General features: G+C 45.8%; 2 tRNA genes. Both read right to left on the bottom strand.

Features of this window, described 5'->3' with window-relative positions:
- Window positions 1-43 precede the first annotated feature (43 nt).
- Window positions 44-120 (bottom strand) — tRNA-Ala (locus SKC35_RS11395).
- Window positions 121-173: 53 nt separating this feature from the next.
- Window positions 174-247 (bottom strand) — tRNA-Ile (locus tag SKC35_RS11390).
- Window positions 248-288 lie beyond the last annotated feature (41 nt).

Raw genomic sequence — 288 nt, 5'->3', positions numbered from 1 at the left:
ATCTTTACTCTCTAATCTTTACTCTATACTCTAATTTGTACTCTGGTGGAGAATAACGGATTCGAACCGTTGACCCCCTGCGTGCAAGGCAGGTGCTCTAGCCAGCTGAGCTAATCCCCCAGGGATTATATGCTAATTGCTTTTTGACCTTGTCCTCACATGCCTTTTTCTTGTGGGCCTGCGTGGACTCGAACCACGGACCTCTACATTATCAGTGTAGCGCTCTAACCACCTGAGCTACAAGCCCGCTTAATCCTTACTTAAATCTTTTTGAAAGCTGCTCTCTTT

This window comes from Aquirufa originis (genome assembly GCF_042714495.1).
Lineage (GTDB): Bacteria > Bacteroidota > Bacteroidia > Cytophagales > Spirosomataceae > Aquirufa > Aquirufa originis.
Note: the sequence above shows the minus strand (reverse complement) of the source record. Positions and strands in the feature narration are given on the sequence as shown.